The following is a 14,522-nucleotide window of genomic DNA, read 5'->3' on the forward strand; positions in this document are numbered from 1 at the left end:
TATATTTCGTTGTCAAGGGGTCCTGGCGTCATTCCCGGTCAACTGTCAGGAACACTGCCGGCACGGCCCCCACTTCGAGCCCCGGCACGCCCCGCTCCGGCCCGAAAGCGGCCCGAAAGCGGCCCGAAAGGGGCCCCTAACGTGCGGCATTGGTGCAACTTGGCCGCAAGTCGGGTCACCCGCCGTGCAGGCGGCGTAGTAAAGAGTGCCCGGTCACGGCAACCGGCTAGGATTGTGCCGACAGCGAGGTCGACCTATATCCGCTCGAAGCTCAAAAAAGAGGAGCAATACGTGGCACTTATTGAAGCCATTCACGCACGCGAAATTTTGGATTCCCGGGGAAACCCGACCGTTGAGGTCGAGGTTCTTCTTGCGGACGGCTCCGTGGGCCGGGCAGGCGTTCCCTCCGGCGCATCGACCGGCGCCTTTGAAGCCGTTGAGCGCCGCGACGGCGACAAGGCCCGCTACCAGGGCAAGGGCGTGCTGCAGGCCGTCGAGGCTGTGCGCGAGGCCATCGCCCCCGAGCTGGAGGGCATCGACGCCACGGAGCAGCGCCTCATCGACTCCATGATGCTGGAACTGGACGGCACCCCCAACAAGTCCAAGCTTGGCGCCAACGCCATCCTCGGCGTCTCCCTGGCCGTGGCCAGCGCCGCCGCCGTCTCCGCGGACCTGCCGCTGTACCGCTACCTGGGCGGCCCCAACGCCCACGTGCTGCCCGTGCCGCTGATGAACATCCTCAACGGCGGCTCCCACGCCGATTCCGACGTCGACATCCAGGAATTCATGGTTGTCCCGCTCGGTGCCTCCACCTTCTCCGAGGGCCTGCGCTGGGGCGTGGAGGTCTACCACAACCTCAAGTCCGTGCTGCAGGAAAAGGGCCTCTCCACGGGCCTGGGCGACGAGGGCGGCTTCGCGCCGAACCTGCCGTCCAACCGTGCCGCCCTGGACCTGATCCTGGAGGCCATCAAGCGCGCCGGCTACGAACCGGGCAAGGACGTTGCCCTGGCCCTGGACGTTGCCTCCTCCGAGTTCTTCAAGGATGGCACCTACCAGTTCGAAGGCAAGTCCCTCACCGCTGCCGAGATGAGCGCGTACTACGAAGAGCTGGTCCGCGACTACCCGCTGGTCTCCATCGAGGATCCCCTCGATGAAGACGACTGGGAGGGCTGGAAGACCCTGACCGACGCCATCGGCGACAAGGTCCAGATCGTGGGCGATGACCTCTTCGTCACCAACCCGGAGCGCCTGGCCCGCGGCATCGAGAACAAGACCGCCAACTCGCTGCTGGTGAAGGTGAACCAGATCGGTTCGCTCACCGAAACCCTGGACGCCGTGTCCATGGCCCAGCGCGCCGGCTACACCACCATCACCTCGCACCGTTCCGGTGAAACCGAGGACACCACCATCGCGGACATCGCCGTGGCCACCAACGCCGGCCAGATCAAGACCGGTGCCCCGGCCCGCTCCGAGCGCGTGGCCAAGTACAACCAGCTGCTGCGCATCGAGGAGGACCTCGAGGACGCCGCACGCTACGCCGGACGCAGCGCCTTCCCGCGCTTCAAGGCGTAACTCGCCCGACGCCGGAAAACGCGTCAATAACGCGAGTTGGGCCGGTGGTTGGCTAAGGTGGATACACACCCAGCCAGCCACCGGCCCCTCGGCGTTAAAGCCCGAGGCGCGCCGGGGAAGTACCAGGAGAACCATGGCTACACGTCGTCCCAAGGTGCCCAGCGCACAATTTAGTGCCGGGGCGAAGAAAGCAGCGGCCGAGCCGGGTACGACGCCGGACCCCGCCCATGGCGACCACGGCACCTCCCATGGGGCACACCAGCCGGCAACGGGCCGGACCGGCTCGCCACGGCCTTCCCGCCAGGCCGTCACCAACCCCGGCAACGGGCGGAGCCCCGCTGCCGCCGGCCCGGCCCGCACCACCGGCAGCCACGCAGCCAACCATGCCGCCGGCCATGCCTCCCAGCACCATGATCCGGCCAACACGCCGGTGCCCGCCCGGTCGTTCAACGGCCGGCTGCTGGTGCTGGGCCTGGCCATGGCTGCCGTCACGGTGGCGCTGGCCCCCAACATCCACACCTACATGGACCAGCGCGCAGAGATTTCCGCGCTGAAGCAGGACATCGTGGCACAGACGGCACAGCAGGGCGTGGCGAAGTCTGAACTGGCCCGCTGGGACGACCCCGCCTACGTCAAGCAACAGGCCCGCGACCGGGTGAGCATGCTGATGCCGGGGGAGACCGGCTACTGGGTCTATGGTGAAGCCGCGGCATCGCAGCCGGACGGCACGCCGGCGGCAGCCCCGGCCGCGGCTGGGCAATCGGCAATCAAGGCCACCACCGTCACCACCGAACCGTGGGTGGACAGCCTGTGGCAGGCCGTGGAGAAGTCGGCCGCGGTCAAGCCCGCAGCCCCGGCAGCCAAGGCCCCGCCAAAGCCTGCGGCGAAATAGAGCTGCCCGACGGCAGTTTCTCGCGGCCCGTCGGCAGGACCGGAAAGCGGGGGAGCGCCCGGGCTGTAAAATGGCCTGTTGGACAGGGTGCCTGATCGGACCCCCGCCACCGCCGCTGCACCGCGGACCCACCCGGTGCCCCGGAACGAATGCCTGCAAGGAAGGACGCCGGTGCCCGCACCTGACACCACTGCCGAAGACCCCCGAGTGCCCACCCAGCACGACCTGGACACGCTCAGCCGTCAGCTGAACCGGCCCGTCCGCGACGTCGTGGAAATTCCCGCCCGCTGCGTGTGCGGCAACCCGCTGGTGGCCGCCACCGCGCCACGGCTGGGCAACGGCATCCCGTTTCCCACCACGTTCTACCTGACCCATCCGGTGCTGACGGCCGCGGCGTCGCGGCTGGAAGCGGCCGGCATGATGGCGGAGATGACGGACCGCCTCGCCGCGGATGCCGGGCTGGCCGCCGCCTACCAGCGGGCCCACGAGCACTACCTCGCCGCCCGTGCGGCCATCGGCGGGCGGGCCGGCACGGGGCCGGTCCCCGAGATCGACGGCATCTCCGCCGGCGGCATGCCCACCCGTGTCAAATGCCTGCACGTCCTGGTGGGCCACGCCCTGGCCGCCGGCCCCGGCGTCAACCCCTTGGGCGACGAGGCACTGGCCGCGCTGGCCGAATGGTGGACGGCGGACAAATGTTACTGCGCCGGTGCCTGGGACGATCAGGCGCCCGTGCCCAGCAAGGACCTCAGCCGCCACGTCAGGCACCTCAGCCAGGACTGACCGCACGCCGCCAGCCCCTCCAGCCCAAGACAAGGACCTGCCCACCCCATGCGCGTAGCTGCCATTGACTGCGGAACCAACTCCATCCGCCTGCTCATCGCCGACGTCACGGCGCACGCCGACGGCACCACCACCCTGGCCGACGTCCACCGTGAAATGCGCGTGGTCCGCCTGGGCCAGGGTGTTGACGCCACGGGCCTGCTGGCACCCGAGGCCCTGGCCCGGACCTTCGCCGCGGCCGAGGACTACGCGGAGCTGATCCGCAACTGCGCCGCGGACGGCACTGCCGTGGAGCGCATCCGCTTTGTCGCCACGAGCGCCACGCGCGACGCCGGCAACCGGGCCGAGTTCACCGACGGCATCACGGCCCGCCTGGGGGTGGCACCGGAGGTCGTCTCCGGCGCCGAGGAGGCCGCCCTGTCCTTCGCCGGCGCCGCCAGCGCGCTCCCGGCCCTGGCCGGCGAACTGGTCCTGGTGGTGGACCTGGGCGGCGGCAGCACCGAGTTTGTGGCCGGCAGCGGCGCGGGCGTGCAGGCCGCCCTGAGCACTGACATGGGCTGCGTGCGCTTCACTGAACGCTACCTGCGCTCGGACCCTCCCACGGCCGCGGAAATCGCCGCTGCCGAGGCCGCCGTCGAGGCCAAGCTCGACGACGTCATGGCGCAGGTGCCGCTGGGCGACGTCACCAAGGTGGTGGGCGTGGCGGGCACCATTACGACTGTTACGGCCCAGGCCCTCGGGCTGGCGGAGTACGAGCCGGAGGTGATCCATGCCGCCGTCGTGCCCCTGGGAAAGATTGCCCAGGCGGCCACCGAACTGCTCGCCATGACGCGGGCGGAGCGGGCCGCACTGGGCTTCATGCACCCCGGGCGGGTGGACGTGATCGGCGCCGGCTCGCTGATCTGGGCGACCGTGCTGCGCCGCCTTGCCGAGCTGACACACGGGCGGCTCGAATCGGCAACGACCAGTGAACACGATATTCTGGACGGAATCGCCCTGGGCGCCGCCGGAGGACTCCACTGAAGCGGCGCGCACCTCGACGGAAACGAGCCTGAATGCCGCAAGTGACACAGCCGCCCAAGCGACGGCTGCGCGGCCTCTGCGCTGCACTGCTCGCGCTTGGCATGGCCGTGCCGCTGGCCCTGGCCGGCGCGGGGGCGGCATCCGCGGACGACATCCGCAACCGCGAGTACTGGCTCGGCTCCTCCGGCATCACCAAGGCCTGGACCATCTCGCAGGGCCAGGGCGTGAAGGTCGCCGTCATTGACAGCGGCATCGACGCCGCCCACATAGACCTCAAGGGTGCCGTCGTCGGCGGTGCGGACATGTCCGGCTCCGGAAATGCCAAGGGCACCAAGGGTGTCGGCGCCGAACCCGAGCATGGCACCCTCGTGGCCACCATGCTGGCCGGGCGCGGCCACGCCAGCGCCTCTGCCGGCGCAACCGCCACCAAAAGTGCGACGGCGGCCCCCATGGCAGGTGCCGGCCCCGACGGCGTCATCGGCGTCGCCCCCAAGGCGGAACTCCTCAGCGTGTCCGTCTGGCTCGGCAGCGACAACCCCTCCGGCAAGACCATCGATGCCCAAATCCCCGCAGCCGTGCGGTGGGCCGTGGACCACGGCGCCAGGGTCATCAACATGTCCCTGGGGAGCACCTCCACCGCCTGGCCGCAAAGTTGGGACAGCGCCTTCGCCTACGCCGAAGCCAAGGACGTCGTCATCGTCGCCGCGGCCGGCAACCGCAAGTCAGGCAGCGAACAGGTCGGTGCCCCCGCCACCATTCCCGGCGTGCTGGCCGTGGGCGGCCTGGACAAGGACGGGGTGGCCAGCGTGGACTCGTCCTCGCAGGGCATCAGCATTGGCGTGGCCGCCCCGGCGGAGGACCTGGCCGGCGGGCTGCCCGGAGGCGGCTATGCCCGGTGGAGCGGCACCAGCGGGGCAGCCCCAATCGTTTCCGGCGTTGCGGCCCTGATCCGGGCCAAGTATCCAAAGATGTCTGCCGCGCAAGTGATCAACCGGATCATCACCACCGCCAAGCCGAAGGGCAACGGCATCCCGAACGCCTTCTACGGCTACGGCGTCCTTGACGCCTACGCGGCCCTGACCGCCGACGTTCCCGTGGTGCAGGCGAATCCCCTGGGCAGCATCAAGGAATGGATCCACGTCCACCGCCGCGGCGAGGCCGCCCCGCCCACCGGCGGTTCCACCGTCACCACCTCGCCCCTGCCCGCGGCCACCTTCAGCGACCATGCCGTGCCCGCGCCGCTGCCGCCCGCCCAGCTGAGCAGCATGGCCCCGGCGGCGATCGTGCTCGGCTTCCTGGCGCTGCTGGTGGTGGTGCTCGCCGCGGGCGGCACCCATGTGCTGCTGGTCCGGCGCCGGCTGCTGGCCGAAGAGGCCGGCCGCGCCACCGCAGGACCGGCTGCCGGCAGCCCCGGTACAGCGTCCGGCACCTCCGGAACAGCGTCCGGCACCGGTGCCGGACGGGACTCCGGCACCGGGGCGGGCCGGGACTCCGGCACCGGGGCGGGCCGGGACTCCGCCGTCGGGCCCGGGGGCGGCAAGTCCTAGGGAAGGCCCGTGCCCTGCCTGCCGGGGTGCGGCCGTCGTGAGGGGCGATGGGCACCATTCCCCATTGCGGCCGTTTGCCCAAGCGCGCGAAACTGCCCTTATGTCGCTGACGTTGCCCACCCTGGTTTACTCGCTCCCGATCATCCTCGTGATGGCCGCCGTCGTCGCGGTGGTCGTGTGGGTGGTGGTGAGGCTGTCGCGCAACCCTGCCGGCACCCCTTCCCGCCCACCGCGCCCTGTCGCGTTCCCGGCCGGGCAGGGTGGGCCGGCCGGACAATGGAACGCACACGTCCGGCGCGACGGACACCTGGACCCTTTTTCCGGGTTTGGCACGCTGACGCTGGCCGGCGGGATGCTGACGTTCGTTCCTGACGACGGCACCTCGGCTTCCTGGTCCCTGCCGTCTGCCGCATTCGGCGTGTGGTCGAATTCCGTCCTGGCCAACAGCGACCTGACCGTGGACTCCCAAGCCACCGGCAGGTTGTTGCTGACCGTGAGCCACGAAGGCATCAACCGGATCTCGCGCAACAACTTCAAGACCCTGCGGGAACGCCGGACGTCCGGCGAGTTCATCCAGGCCATGCGGGCCTGCGGCGCTACGATCGTGGGCTGAAACGGGCCTGGGGGAGGGCGTGTCGAGCCCCCGCGGGAGGCCCGAACGGAAGTGTGAATATTCAGCCACTGCGTATTAGTGAATGTTTTCACAAAGAGTTGTACACTTAAAACATGGCACTCACTCCCACATACTCAGACCGTCCACGCGTCCTGGTGGTTGGCGGCGGTTACGTTGGCCTCTACACGGCGTTCAAGCTGCAAAAGAAGATCGCAAAGTCCGGTGGCATCGTCACCCTGGTCGATCCCCTGCCCTACATGACGTACCAGCCGTTCCTGCCCGAGGTGGCCGGCGGCAACATCGAGGCACGCCACGCAGTGGTCTCCCACCGCAAGCACCTCAAGGAGACCGAGCTGATCCAGGGCTCCGTCACCAGCATTGACCACGAGAACCGCACGGCTGTCATCGCCCCCGCGGACGGCGGCGCCAACATTGAGCTGCCCTACCACGACGTCGTCGTGGCGGCCGGTGCCATCACGCGCACCTTCCCCATCAAGGGCCTGGCCGAATCCGGCATCGGCCTGAAGTCGATCGAGGAAGCCGTTGCCCTGCGCAACCAGGTGCTCTCGCTCATCGAGCAGGCCTCCACGGAGACCGACCCCGCCAAGCGCAAGAAGGCCCTGACCTTCGTCGTGGTGGGCGGCGGCTTCGCCGGCATCGAGACCATCGCCGAGCTTGAGGACATGGCCCGCGCCGCCGTCAAGCTGAACGGCCGCGTGGACCAGTCCGAACTGCGCTTCGTGCTCGTCGAGGCCATGGGGCGCATCATGCCCGAGGTCACCGCAGCCCAGGCCCTTTGGGTCGTGGAGCACCTGCGCAGCCGCGGCGTCGAGGTCCTGCTGAACACCTCGCTGGACAACGCCGAGAACAAGAACATCAAGCTCATCAACCTGCCGGACAAGACCCCCGCCCAGGAATTCGATGCCGAGACCCTCATCTGGACGGCCGGTGTCATGGCCAACCCGATGGTCCGCTCCACCGACTTCCCGATCGAACCGCGCGGCCGAGTGTCGGTGAACGTGAACCTGCAGGTTTCCGGCGAGTTCGGCGTCGTTGAAAACGCCTGGGCTGCCGGCGACGTTGCGGCTGTTCCGGATGTCACCGGCGGCCTGCCGGACGGCACCTGCGTCCCCAATGCCCAGCACGCCCTGCGCCAGTCCAAGCGACTCGCGAAGAACCTGTGGGCCAGCCGCTTCAACAAGCCGCTCAAGGGCTACAAGCACAAGAACCTTGGGGCCGTTGCCGGCTTCGGCGAGTGGAAGGGCGTTGCCAAGATCATGGGCATCCAGCTCAAGGGCGCCCCGGCCTGGCTGGCACACCGTGGCTACCACGGCCTGGCCATGCCCACCGTGGAGCGCAAGTTCCGCGTGCTGATGGACTGGTTCATTGCCATGTTCACCGGCCGCGACCTCACCCAGCTGGAAAACCTGGCCAACCCGCGCGTGACGTTCGTTACTGCGGCGACTCCGAAGCCGAAGCCTGCCGCTGCGGCACCTGTCGAGGCCCCGAAGGCTGAGGCCCCGAAGGCTGAAGCCCCGGTCGAGGCCCCCAAGGCTGAGGTCCGGGAAGAAGCCACCGCGGGCAAGTAGCCCTCGCCTTTCCCGGCCCGACGGCGGCCCTTCCCACTCGCGGGAGGGCCGCCGTCGTCCGTTCCGGCCCCGCTGGTCGAGACCCCGCCGGCGGGGCCCGTCCTGCCGCTGGCCGTCAAAAGCAGGCAACGGCGGCCCATCCGGCCAACCCCAACGGTTTCCGCTGCGGACCTGTCGGAATAGACTGGGGCGATGATCCTTCGACGTGAGCAGGCGCCGGACCGGCCGGAAATTCTTGCATTGATCGAAGCGGCCTTCCCGGAACCGGTCGAGGCCAGGCTGTTGCGCGAGCTGTTTGCCTCGCGCGAATACCTGCCTGAGCTGTCCCTCGTCGCGGAGTCGGCCGACGCGGAGATCCTGGGCTATGTCATCAGCACCCGCGCCTGGATTGGCGACACCCCTGCGGTGGGGCTGGGACCGATTGGCGTATTGCCGCAGTGGCGCCGCCAGGGCATTGGCGCAGCGCTCATGCATGCCTCCATCGATGCCGCGAGGGAACAAGGCGAACCGGCCATAGTCCTGCTGGGCAGCACCGATTTTTACCCGCGCTTTGGTTTTGTGCCCGCCGATTCCGTCGGGATTGCCTCGCCGGACCCGTCGTGGGGATCGCACTTCATGGCACTGCCGCTGCCGGGCTTCCATGCCGGGATCCGGGGCCACTTTCGCTACGCGGAGCCGTTCAGCAAGCTGTGACGGTTGGGTTCCGTGCGACCTCATCCAGTAAAGTTGGAGCCGAAGGCGGCATTGAGCCGCGGTCACGCCCCAGTAGCCCAATGGCAGAGGCAACAGACTTAAAATCTGCAAAGTGTCGGTTCGAGTCCGACCTGGGGTACCAACAAGCCGGCCGCACGGACTGCGACCGTGGCGGGATCCGGCGTCGGCGGTGATGCGGCGCACCTTTGGGTAAACAGCTGGTGAACTTCTGCTGTACACCTGGTGCCAAGAGTGCCTGGGGGAGGCGGTGCGGACTTTCGGCGGCCCGCGCCTTGGTAGACTTGGAGGATTACCCACCCCCTATTTTGGAGGAATCAGCACCATGGCGCTTGGTGGAAACCCGGTCTTTGCCAACAACAAGAATTTCAAGGACAGCCCGGCCGTGCGGCGCGGCTTCCTCAGCGGAAGCACGGACACCATGGGCGCGCAGGGGACGCTTTCGGCCCAGCAGCTCGAGGACCTTTACCGCAAGCCGTCCGCGAATGCGCAGCAGACCGGACGCATGACGTACGACGACGTCATCATGAAGACCGTGGGCACGCTCGCCCTGGTCCTGGCAGGCGCCGCCTTGGGCTGGATCGTTCCCGTCCTCATGCTGCCGGGCATGATCGTTGGACTGGTCCTGGGCCTGGTCAACTCCTTCAAGAAGCAGCCCTCCCCGGCCCTGATCCTGTGCTACGCCGCCTTTGAGGGCATGTTCCTCGGCGGACTCTCCGGATTCCTTGAAGGAATGTACCCCGGCATCGTGGTCCAGGCCGTCATCGGCACGCTGAGCGTGTTTGCCGTGACGCTGCTGCTCTTCCGCAATGCCAAGGTGCGCGCCACCCCGAAGATGACCCGCTTCTTCATGATCGCACTGGGCGGCTACGCGCTCTTCTCGCTCATCAACCTCGGGTTGATGATGTTCGGCGCCACCAGCAACCCGTGGGGCCTGCGCGGCATGGACATCCCCGGCACCAGCATCCCGTTCGGCTTTGCCCTGGGCCTGCTCGCCGTCGGCCTGGCCGCGTTCTCACTGATCGTGGACTTCACCTCCATCGAGCGCGGCGTCCAGAACGGGCTGCCCGCCAGGTACTCCTGGACGGCCGCATTTGGCCTGACGGTCTCGCTCGTGTGGCTGTACGTGGAGATCCTGCGCCTGCTCGCCATTCTCCGGGGCAACGACTAGCCCCGGACACAGACCCTCTTCCCGCCCATTCTGCTTATTGCACCACGGACGGAACTCCGGTTGGAAAGCCGGAGGATTCTGCCGCCATCCACGACAGAAAGTAAGTCATGAACGTCTCCCCGCTGGTTTGGGGCATTACCATAGTTGTCATTTTGGGCCTGCTGGCCTTTGACTACTTCTTCCACATCCGCAAGGCCCACGTCCCGTCCCTGCGCGAGGCCGCCGTCTGGTCCTCCATTTACGTGGGGCTCGCCATCGTGTTCGGCATTGTGGTCTTCGCCTTTGGCGGGGCCACCATGGGCGGGGAATACTTCGCCGGCTACATCACGGAAAAGGCCCTGAGCGTAGACAACCTCTTTGTCTTCCTCGTCATCATGGCCAGCTTCCGGGTTCCCCGCGAGGACCAGCAAAAAGTGCTGCTCTTCGGCATCGTCTTTGCCCTGATTGCCCGCACCGCCTTCATCTTTGCCGGCGCGGCACTCATCAACACCTGGTCGTGGATGTTCTACATCTTCGGCATCATCCTGCTGGTCACTGCGGGCAACCTGCTCAAGGAGGAGGACAGCGAGGGCGACGACGCAGACAACTTCATCATCAAGCTGGCCAAGCGCTTCCTGCACACCTCCGAGCACTACGATGGCGACAAGCTGTTCACCGTGGTCAACGGCAAGCGGCTGCTGACGCCGATGCTCCTGGTCATGGTGGCCATCGGGGGCACCGACCTGCTGTTCGCGCTGGACTCGATCCCGGCCATCTTCGGGCTCACCCAGAACGTCTACATCGTCTTTACCGCCACCGCCTTCTCCCTGATGGGCCTGCGCCAGCTGTACTTCCTGCTGGACGGGCTGCTGGACAGGCTGATCTACCTCTCCTACGGCCTGGCTGCCATCCTGGCGTTCATCGGCGTCAAGCTGGTCCTGCACGCCCTGCATGAGAACAACCTGCCGTTCATCAACGGCGGCGGGCATGTCCCCGTCTTTGAGATCTCCACGGGCCTGTCACTGACGGTGATCATCGGCGTCCTCATCGTCACGGTGGTTGCCTCGCTGGTAAGCAAGTCCGGCAAGGCCCAGACGGCGCTCAACAACGCCCGCCGCCACGCCGAGAACTACCTGGACCTGGAGTACACGGCGGATCCTGCCGAACGTGAGCGGATCTACGGACAGCTCATGGACGAGGAACGGCAGATCCAGGCCATGGCGGAAAAGCACCGCAACAAGCACAAGGACGTTGCGGAAATCCGCGGGCAGGTGGCGCAGGCCCACGAGCGGCACCAGGAGCACCTCAACCGCTAACCTCCCCACCCAGTCCAACTAGGTCGCAGTTGTTACCGAAAAACACCGAAAAACCGGGCGAAAACGGTAATAACTGCGACCTAGATGGGTTAAAGGACGCGGCGGGCGCCCTGCGCGGGGGAGACTGCGAAAATGTCCGGGGCCGTGAACCCCGCCGCCGCAAAGGCCTGGACGACGGCGTTGCGCACCACGGCCTCGCCGGCCGCCGGGATGAGCGCGATGGCCGAGCCGCCGAAGCCGCCGCCGGTCATCCGGGCGCCCAGGGCGCCGTTGGCCAGTGCCGTATCGACGGCCAGGTCCAGTTCGGGGCAGGAAATTTCAAAGTCGTCGCGCATGGAGGCATGGCTGGCGGTGAGGAGCGCGCCAATGGCGGCGGGGCCGGCACCGGCCAGGGCAGCCACGGTGTCCAGCACGCGCTGGTCCTCGGTGACAATGTGGCGCACGCGCCGGAACGTCTCGGGATCCAGCAGCCCGGCCGCCTCGGCCAGGTCCGCCGCCGCGACGTCGCGCAACGCGCGCACGCCGAGCACCCCCGCCCCCAGCTCGCACGACGCGCGGCGGGCAGCATAGCCGCCCGTGGCGTGCGCGTGGGAAACCTTCGTGTCCACCACCAGCACCAGCAGGCCCGCCGCGGCCAGGTCCAGGGGCACCAGCCGTGACTCCTGGGTGCGGCAGTCAAGGAACACGGCGTGGCCGGCCGTGGACAGGAGTGACGCCGACTGGTCCAGGATGCCCGTGGGCGCGCCGACCACCTCGTTCTCTGCCCGCTGGCCCACCAGGACCAGCTCGTTGGCGGCGAGGCCGGCATCGCAGAGGTCGTTGAAGGCCGACGCCACGGCACACTCGATGGCCGCCGAGGAGGACAGGCCCGCACCCGTGGGCACGGTGGAATGCAGGAACAGGTCAAAGCCGCCGATCGCCACGCCCATCTGGCGCAGCACCCACACCACGCCCAGCGGATAGGCCGTCCAGCCGGCCATGGAATCATGCGACAGCCCGTCCAGGTCCACCGTGGCCACGGCCTGGCCGCCGTAGCTGGACAGCAGGCGGGCCGTGGAATCGTCGCGAAGCCGCACCGCGACGGCGGCGGAGCGGTCAATGGCGAACGGAAGCACAAAGCCCTCGTTGTAGTCGGTGTGCTCGCCAATGAGGTTGACCCGTCCCGGGGCGCTCCACACGCCGTCCGGCGCCTGCCCGAAGGCCTCGGCAAACCGGGCGGCAACCTCCGCCGGGCCCAGGACATCCGGGTCCTGGGCCGCGGCCGGGGCATGGACGGCAGGGACGGGGGAAATCGGGGAGTCGGTCATGACAGCACCGCTTTCTGTTCGGGTCCGGTGGCCGTGGCGGCCGCAGGCGTGGAAGCCGGTGAGGCCGCACGGAGCACGGCGGCGATCTGCTCGGGCGTCACGTCATTGATGAAGGCACCCATGGCGGCCTCGGAGCCGGCCAGGAACTTCAGCTTGTCCGCAGCGCGCCGCGGCGAGGTCAGCTCCAGGTGGAAACGGCCGGCGGGGCGCAGCAGCGGATCCAGGGGGGCCTGGTGCCATGCGGAGATGTAGGGGGTCGGGGTGTCGTAGAGGTTGTCCAGGCGGCGCAGGATGTCCAGGTACATGACGGCCAGTTCGTCGCGTTCGGCGTCGTTGAGCGCGGCGAAGTCGGGCACGTGGCGGTGCGGGGCGAGGTGGACCTCCAGCGGCATGTGGGCGGCAAAGGGCACGTAGGCGCTGAAGTGTTCGCCCTGGGCCACCATGCGATCGCCGGACCCGGACTCCCGGGCGAGGATGGCGCCCAGCAGGGTCTCCCGCCCGTCGTGGGCCTGGAAATGGGCGAGGGCCGCGGCGGCCATGACGGCGCTGCGGGGCGGGACGTAGGAGTAGGCGTAGATCTGCCCGTGCGGGTGGTGCAGCGTCACGCCGATGTCCTGGCCGCGGTTTTCAAAGGGGAACACCTGCTTGATGCCCGGCAGCGCGCTGAGCGCCTCCGTGCGGTGCGCCCACGCGTCGATGACCGTCCGGGCCCGCTCGGGGGACAGGGCGCCAAAGGAACCGGTGTGCTCGGGCGTGAAGGCCACCACCTCGCAGCGGCCAAAGGCCCGCCCGCGCGTGCCCCAGGCGGGGTTGTCCGGCACCGGCCCCACCGCCGGCCCCAGGGAGGGGAAGCGGTTTTCAAACACGGCGACGTCGTACGTGGAGTCCGGAATTTCCGAGTGGTTGGCACCCGTGCTGGGGCACAGCGGGCACTGGTCGGCCGGCGGCAGGTAGGTGCGGCCCTGGCGGTGGGCGGCCACGGCCACCCAGTCGCCGGTCAGGGCGTCAAAGCGCAGCTCCCCGGTGTCGGCCCCGCTCCGGGGGTCCAGGGGGCGGGTGTCCACGGCCGTGTGGGGACGGGCGGTGGCGCCGTCGTCGAAGTAGATCAGTTCACGGCCGTCGGCCAGGCGCGTGCTGGTGGGAATCGTCATGAGGACATCCTGGTGGGGTTGGTGGCGGACTTGGCACCGGCCGGGGAGACGGTAAAGGTGGGGACGTGGGAGGCGAACTCTTCGCGCACGGCCGCGCTGGCGCGGTCGTCGGTGATGACGGTGTCCACGGCGGAGAGCGGGGCAATCACGGCGAGCGAGCGGACGTGGAACTTGGTGCTGTCGGCCAGGACCACAAGCCGGCCGGTGGATTCGACGAAGGCGGCGTTGGTTTCGGCCTCCAGCAGGTTGGGGCTGGTCAGCCCGCGCCAGGCGTCCAGGCCGTGGACGCCCATGAAGCACAGGTCGGTGTTCAGGTTCTGCAGCGCCCGGCGGGCCACGGGACCCACCAGGGCTTCCGACGGCGTGCGCTCCCCGCCGGTGACAATGACCGTGCAGGAGGAGCTGCCCTGCTGCTGGTAGAGCAGCTCGGCCACCTTGAGGGAATTGGTGACCACCGTCAGTTCCTGGAACTGCTCGAGGACGGCGGACAGGTGGACGGCCAGCTGGTAGGTGGTGGTGCCCCCGGTCAGGGCCAGGGTCATGCCCGGCCGGATCAGTTTCAGGGCCTCGGCGGCAATGCCCAGCTTGGCCTCGAGCTCCTTGTCGGCGTTGAGCTGGAAGCCCGGTTCCAGGGCGCTGAGCCGGGCCAGCCGCATGGCGCCGCCGTGGACCTTGCGGGCGAGACCGTTGGCGTCCAGCATCTCGATGTCGCGCCGGATGGTCATTTCGCTGACCTTGAGGGCAGCGGCGACGTCGGCCACCCGCACCGCCTCGTGGAGCTGGAGCTCCCGCAGGATGCGGGCCTGGCGTTCGGGTGCCAGCATGGCGGACCCCTGTTCTGTTGCGGCTTTTCCCGGCGTCGGCGGCG

13 protein-coding genes and 1 tRNA gene are annotated in these 14,522 nt (G+C 68.5%); 11 read left to right on the forward strand and 3 right to left on the reverse strand.

Annotation, left to right across the window (positions count from 1 at the left end; translation table 11 throughout):
* Positions 1-291: 291 nt before the first annotated feature.
* From eno to G6035_RS15005, 11 genes are all read left to right on the forward strand, one after another.
* Positions 292-1,572 (forward strand): phosphopyruvate hydratase, encoded by a 1,281-nt coding sequence (gene eno, locus G6035_RS14955; RefSeq protein ID WP_176617900.1) that lies wholly within the window; start codon positions 292-294, stop codon positions 1,570-1,572.
* 133 nt (positions 1,573-1,705) lie between these two features.
* Positions 1,706-2,464 carry a septum formation initiator family protein gene (locus G6035_RS14960; RefSeq protein WP_176617901.1) on the forward strand — a complete coding sequence of 253 codons (759 nt, stop codon included), beginning with the start codon at positions 1,706-1,708 and terminating at the stop codon, positions 2,462-2,464.
* Between the two features lie 171 nt (positions 2,465-2,635).
* Entirely contained in the window at positions 2,636-3,247 is a 612-nt protein-coding gene (locus tag G6035_RS14965; protein ID WP_256882832.1) for a DUF501 domain-containing protein, read from the forward strand.
* 48 nt (positions 3,248-3,295) lie between these two features.
* A complete protein-coding gene (locus tag G6035_RS14970; protein WP_176617902.1) occupies positions 3,296-4,270 on the forward strand; it encodes a Ppx/GppA phosphatase family protein in 975 nt (324 codons plus the stop codon).
* 32 nt (positions 4,271-4,302) lie between these two features.
* Positions 4,303-5,817, forward strand: a complete 1,515-nt coding sequence (locus tag G6035_RS14975; RefSeq protein WP_256128023.1) for a S8 family serine peptidase — start codon at positions 4,303-4,305, stop codon at positions 5,815-5,817.
* 100 nt (positions 5,818-5,917) lie between these two features.
* Entirely contained in the window at positions 5,918-6,430 is a 513-nt protein-coding gene (locus G6035_RS14980; protein ID WP_176617903.1) for a hypothetical protein, read from the forward strand.
* Between the two features lie 113 nt (positions 6,431-6,543).
* Complete coding sequence (locus G6035_RS14985; protein ID WP_176617904.1) at positions 6,544-8,019, forward strand: NAD(P)/FAD-dependent oxidoreductase; 1,476 nt, start codon at positions 6,544-6,546, stop codon at positions 8,017-8,019.
* Between the two features lie 192 nt (positions 8,020-8,211).
* Positions 8,212-8,712, forward strand: a complete 501-nt coding sequence (locus G6035_RS14990; RefSeq protein WP_176617905.1) for a GNAT family N-acetyltransferase — start codon at positions 8,212-8,214, stop codon at positions 8,710-8,712.
* A 66-nt stretch (positions 8,713-8,778) separates the two neighbouring features.
* Positions 8,779-8,854 (forward strand) — tRNA-Leu (locus tag G6035_RS14995).
* A 201-nt stretch (positions 8,855-9,055) separates the two neighbouring features.
* On the forward strand, positions 9,056-9,901 hold the full coding sequence (locus G6035_RS15000; RefSeq protein ID WP_176617906.1) for a Bax inhibitor-1/YccA family protein: 846 nt from the start codon (positions 9,056-9,058) through the stop codon (positions 9,899-9,901).
* A 107-nt stretch (positions 9,902-10,008) separates the two neighbouring features.
* Positions 10,009-11,196, forward strand: a complete 1,188-nt coding sequence (locus G6035_RS15005; protein ID WP_176617907.1) for a TerC family protein — start codon at positions 10,009-10,011, stop codon at positions 11,194-11,196.
* Between the two features lie 89 nt (positions 11,197-11,285).
* Here G6035_RS15005 and galK read toward each other — a convergent pair whose 3' ends face one another.
* The 3 genes from galK to G6035_RS15020 are packed head-to-tail and all read right to left on the reverse strand — an operon-like array spanning position 11,286 to position 14,478.
* Positions 11,286-12,503, reverse strand: a complete 1,218-nt coding sequence (gene galK / locus G6035_RS15010; RefSeq protein WP_176617908.1) for a galactokinase — start codon at positions 12,501-12,503, stop codon at positions 11,286-11,288.
* A complete protein-coding gene (gene galT / locus G6035_RS15015; protein ID WP_176617909.1) occupies positions 12,500-13,654 on the reverse strand; it encodes a galactose-1-phosphate uridylyltransferase in 1,155 nt (384 codons plus the stop codon). The genes galK and galT overlap by 4 nt, the downstream gene beginning before the upstream one ends.
* Positions 13,651-14,478, reverse strand: a complete 828-nt coding sequence (locus tag G6035_RS15020) for a DeoR/GlpR family DNA-binding transcription regulator (protein WP_176617910.1) — start codon at positions 14,476-14,478, stop codon at positions 13,651-13,653. Before G6035_RS15020 ends, galT begins: the two co-directional genes overlap by 4 nt.
* Between the last annotated feature and the right edge of the window lie 44 nt (positions 14,479-14,522).

Origin of the sequence: Arthrobacter sp. SDTb3-6, from assembly GCF_013376095.1 — a bacterium.
Classification (GTDB): Bacteria; Actinomycetota; Actinomycetes; order Actinomycetales; family Micrococcaceae; genus Specibacter.